The organism is Streptomyces sp. CO7 (assembly GCF_053474865.1).
The window spans coordinates 574332-578734 of record NZ_JBRIOU010000004.1; the positions used below are offsets into that span (position 1 = coordinate 574332).

Sequence of the window (4403 nt, forward strand, 5' to 3'; positions counted from 1 at the left end):
GCGTGTCTCCGGGCGCGGCGGACGGGGCGTCGGCACGCCCGGACGGCGCGGCGGGGCCGCCCGTCTCGGGCTGATCACCCGGGGCGGAGGAACCGTCGCCGACCGGCTGGCGTACCACCACGGGCGGGATCGGCCGGGACCCGGGGATGTTGATCTTCACCCGGGTCGTCAGTGTGGTCTCGGTCTTACGCTCCTCGGGGCGCGACGGCCCGGAGGGGTGCGAGGATCCGCCGGGCCCGTTGGGCGTGGGGGACGGACTGTCAGTTTCACGACTCAAGGCAGGTTCTCCCGGTTGGCTCCGCCGCCCGTCACGACCTCATAGCGGGCTTCTCGGCGGCGCGCTCCACGATACTGGCCGCTTCCCGCGGGTAACCCACGGCCGAGGGCTTTCCCGCCCCAGGGGACGCCAGGACGGCAGGACGAAGCGGGACGTCTCTCCCAAGTCGGGCGGTGCAGTCAGCGGTTGCGGCCGCCTCCGAGGGTGGCGCAGATCATAGCGACCACCATTCCGCCGAGGAGGAACAGGTAGGGCCGCAGGCTCGCGGCGAAGACGAAGTCGCCCTCGGGCCGGCTGGTGGTGAGCAGCACGACCGCGGCCAGCCACCCGACGACCGGAACCGCCGCGCCGGCCCGGGTACCCGTCAGACGGGCGCCGCCGAGGAAGGTGCCGGCGGCCCCGGCGAGCGCCAGCAGCGTCCCGGCGGGGAAGAAGGCGCCCTGCACCAGCGCGCCGGCCACCCCGGCCACGGCGCCCAGCAGGAGCAGCCCGGCGTACGCGGCGGTCCGGCCGGCCGAGGGCATCCGCAGCGGCTGGGCCAGCAGGCTCCCGGCGGGCCGCTGCCGCGGGTCCTTGGAGTTCGCGCTCATGCGGCGCCTTCCTGGTGCGCGTCGGACACCGGGGCGACCCCGGCGAACAGGTCGGTCTCGACGCCCGGTCCGCCCGGGCGGCCCTTCACCAACTGGTAGTGCTCCACCGCGAACAGCGGCTGGGCCAGGTCGTTGGAGAGCGCGAACCAAGGGCCGTGGACGGCGATCTGGGTGGCGTGGGCGGTCATCGCGGCGGCCTTGGCGGCGGCGTGCGCGGTGCCCCCGGCGTCGAGCCGGGCGGTGATCAGCGACGGGTCGTCCACGATGCCGGGCAGGTCGTCCACGGCGGCGGCCGCCGGGAAGGGGAGGCCGGGCAGCGCCTCGTGCAGGCGGGCGAAGGCCTCCTCGGCGACCGCGCGGGGCATCCGGGTCCAGTAGACCTTCGGGATGTCCCATGCCTCGCCGAGGTCGGGGCGCAGCCCCGGGTCGGCGGCCAGTTCGGCCGCGCGCATGGCGACGCGGTGGGCCTGCACGTGGTCGGGGTGGCCGTAGCCGCCGTTCGGGTCGTAGGTGACCAGGACCTGGGGGCGGACCTCGCGGATCACGGCGACCAGGTGCTCGGCGGCCTCGTCGACGGGGGCTCCCCAGAAGGCGCCCGGGGCGTCGTTGTCGGGCAGGCCCATCATCCCGGAGTCGCCGTAGCGGCCCGCACCGCCGAGCAGCCGGACGTCGTGGACGCCCAGTTCCCGCATGGCGGCGGCCAGCTCCTGACGGCGGTGCGTGCCCAGCGCGGCGCCGGACAGGTGCGCGAGCTCGGGCGGGATCACTTCGCCGAGCTCGCCCAGCGTGCAGGTGACCAGGGTGACCCCGGCGCCCTCGGCCGCGTAGCGGGCCATGGTGGCGCCGTTGTTGATCGACTCGTCGTCCGGGTGCGCGTGCACCAGCAGCAGGCGACGAGCGGGCGTTTCCGTCATGGGGCCAGCTTAGGCGGGAGCCCAAGGCCCGGCGGAACGCCCCGGCGCACTGCCTGGTGTACGCCGCCGTCCCGGGGGTATGCGGGACGGTGGAGGACGCCGGGTCAGAACTTGAAGCTGCCGATCATGCCGGCGATGTTGTTCGTCAGCTCGTTGATCGTCGGGGCCACCGACGAGGCGGCGAGGTAGAACCCGAGCAGCATGCAGACGATCGCATGCCCCGCCTTCAGCCCCGACTTCTTGATCAGCAAGAAGACGACGATCGCCAGCAGCACCACCACCGAGATCGAGAGTGCCACGGCGGTTCACCTCCAAAGCTCCCTAGGACACTGGCAGTCGGACCGAAGGGGCGACAAATCCTTCGCGCAGCCAGCAGGTTGATACCCACCGGACGGCAGTGATCATAACTATCCGGGGCAACGCATGAGTCGGCGCACAGCCGCACAAGGGGGGCGCATGGCCAATATGGTCGGGTCATGCAGACGGACACCGAATCCTTCCCCCGGCGGCATGCCCGCACCCAGCGATTCACTCTCGGCGCGCCCCGCGCGTTCACCGTCGCACCCGACGGCTCACGGGTCGTCTTCCTGCGCTCGCGTTCCGGCACGGACCGGGCGGGCGCCCTGTGGGTGCTGGATCTGCTGCCCGGCCAGGACCCCGTGGAGCGGCTCGTGGCGGACCCGGTCGCCCTGCTCGGCGGCGGCGAGGAGGACCTGTCCCCGCAGGAGCGGGCCCGGCGTGAGCGGAGCCGCGAGGGCGGCGCCGGCATCGTCTCCCACGCCACCGACGCCGCCGCTGGTTTGGCATGTTTTGCCTTGTCAGGGCGGCTTTTCTGCGCCTCGACGACGGACGGCGCGGTGCGCGAGCTGCGTGTCCCCGGGCCGGTGACCGACCCCCGCCCCTCCCCCGACGGGCGCCTCGTCGCCTATGCCGCGGGCGGCGCGCTGAGGGTCGTGGGGGCGGACGGCGAGGGGGACCGGGCGCTGGCGGAACCGGAGTCCGGGACGGTCGCGTACGGGCTCGCCGAGTTCGTCGCGGCGGAGGAGATGGGACGCGACCGGGGCTTCTGGTGGGCCCCCGGGTCGGACCGGCTGCTGGTCGCCCGGTACGACGACGCGCCGGTCCGGCGGTGGTGGATCGCCGATCCCGCGAACCCCGACAGCGAACCGCGGGCGCACGCGTACCCCGCGGCCGGAACCCCCAACGCGGACGTACAGTTGTTCGCCCTGGACCTCGACGGCAGCCGCACGGAGGTCCTCTGGGACCGCGAGGCGTTCCCGTACCTGGCACGAGTGCACTGGTCAGCGGCCGGTTCGCCGCTGATCCTGGTGCAGAGCCGGGACCAGCGCACGCAGCTCACGCTCGCCGTCGACCCGGACACCGGGGCCACCAGCACGGTGCTCCGGGAGAAAGATCCAACATGGCTTGAATTGTTCGCTGCCACGCCCTGCTGGAGCCCGGGCGGGGAGCTGGTGCGGATCACCGACGAGAGCGGGGCGCGGGCCCTGGCGGTGGGCGGGCGCACCCTCACCGACGCGCGGCTGCACCTGCGGGCGGTGCTGGACGTCGGTGAGGACGACGTCCTGGTGTCCGCCTCCGCGGGTGAGGGGGCGGCCGAAGCGGAACTCGGCGAGGTGCACGTCCACCGGGTCACCGCGAGCGGGGTCGAGCGGGTGTCGCAGGAGCCGGGCGTCCACACGGCGGTGCGCGCGGGCGGGGTGACGGTGCTGGTGTCCTCGGTGCTCGACCGGCCCGGGGCGGTGGTGCGGGTGCTGCGGGACGGCGAGGAGGTCGCGCGGATCGCCTCGCACGCCGCGGACCCCGGCCTGACCCCCAGGCTCTCCCTCACCGAAGCGGGCGCACGGCGCATTCCGTGCGCCGTGCTGTTGCCCGCGCACCACCGTGCGGGCGACCTTCTGCCCGTCCTGATGGATCCCTACGGTGGCCCGCACGGGCAGCGTGTGTACGCCGCCCACAACGCCCACCTGACCTCGCAGTGGCTCGCCGACCAGGGGTTCGCGGTGATCGTCGCCGACGGGCGGGGCACGCCGGGGCGCTCGCCCGCCTGGGAGAAGTCCGTCGCCGGCGACCTGACGCTCGCCCTGGAGGACCAGATCGACGCCCTCCACGACCTCGCCGAGCGGTACCCGCTGGACCTCTCGCGGGTCGCGATCCGGGGCTGGTCGTTCGGCGGGTACCTCGCCGCGATGGCCGTGCTGCGGCGGCCGGACGTCTTCGCCGCGGGGATCGCGGGGGCGCCGGTCAGCGACCTGCGGCTCTACGACACCCACTACACCGAGCGGTACCTCGGGGACCCCGCGGTGAACGGGGACGCCTACGCGTCGAGTTCGCTGGTGACGGACGAGGGGCTCTCCGGGGCGGCGGAGACGGTGCGGCCGTTGATGGTGATCCACGGGCTGGCGGACGACAACGTGGTGGTGGCGCACTCGCTGCGGCTGTCCTCGGCGTTGCTGGCGGCGGGGCGTCCGCACGAGGTCCTGCCCTTGTCGGGGGTGACGCACATGACGCCGCAGGAGCGGGTGGCGGAGAACCTGCTCCTGTTCCAGGTGGAGTTCCTGCGGCGTCATGTGCGTCCCCCCCGACAAGGGCAGGACCTCGTGC

4 protein-coding genes and 1 pseudogene are annotated in these 4403 nt (G+C 73.9%); 1 reads left to right on the forward strand and 4 read right to left on the reverse strand.

What is annotated here, in order from left to right; all coding sequences use genetic code 11:
* The 4 genes and pseudogenes from ACOV8S_RS15445 to ACOV8S_RS15460 all read right to left on the reverse strand — a co-directional run.
* Positions 1-277: pseudogene (locus ACOV8S_RS15445) on the reverse strand (hypothetical protein); the annotation flags it as partial.
* Between the two features lie 179 nt (positions 278-456).
* Positions 457-867, reverse strand: a complete 411-nt coding sequence (locus tag ACOV8S_RS15450) for a DUF6113 family protein (protein ID WP_448318398.1) — start codon at positions 865-867, stop codon at positions 457-459.
* Entirely contained in the window at positions 864-1781 is a 918-nt protein-coding gene (gene mshB, locus ACOV8S_RS15455) for an N-acetyl-1-D-myo-inositol-2-amino-2-deoxy-alpha-D-glucopyranoside deacetylase (RefSeq protein WP_448318399.1), read from the reverse strand. Before mshB ends, ACOV8S_RS15450 begins: the two co-directional genes overlap by 4 nt.
* Before the next feature lie 104 nt (positions 1782-1885).
* Complete coding sequence (locus tag ACOV8S_RS15460) at positions 1886-2080, reverse strand: hypothetical protein (RefSeq protein ID WP_108954534.1); 195 nt, start codon at positions 2078-2080, stop codon at positions 1886-1888.
* Between the two features lie 177 nt (positions 2081-2257).
* Between ACOV8S_RS15460 and ACOV8S_RS15465 the strand changes: the two genes are divergently transcribed.
* On the forward strand, positions 2258-4403 hold a 2146-nt coding region (locus ACOV8S_RS15465; RefSeq protein ID WP_448318400.1), incomplete at its 3' end, for a prolyl oligopeptidase family serine peptidase.

What these genes read in the sequence shown, in the direction of transcription:
- mshB (WP_448318399.1), bottom strand. Translation starts at nt 1,781, where the DNA reads ATGACGGAAACGCCCGCTCGTCGCCTGCTGCTGGTGCACGCGCACCCG.
- ACOV8S_RS15450 (WP_448318398.1), bottom strand. Translation starts at nt 867, where the DNA reads ATGAGCGCGAACTCCAAGGACCCGCGGCAGCGGCCCGCCGGGAGCCTG.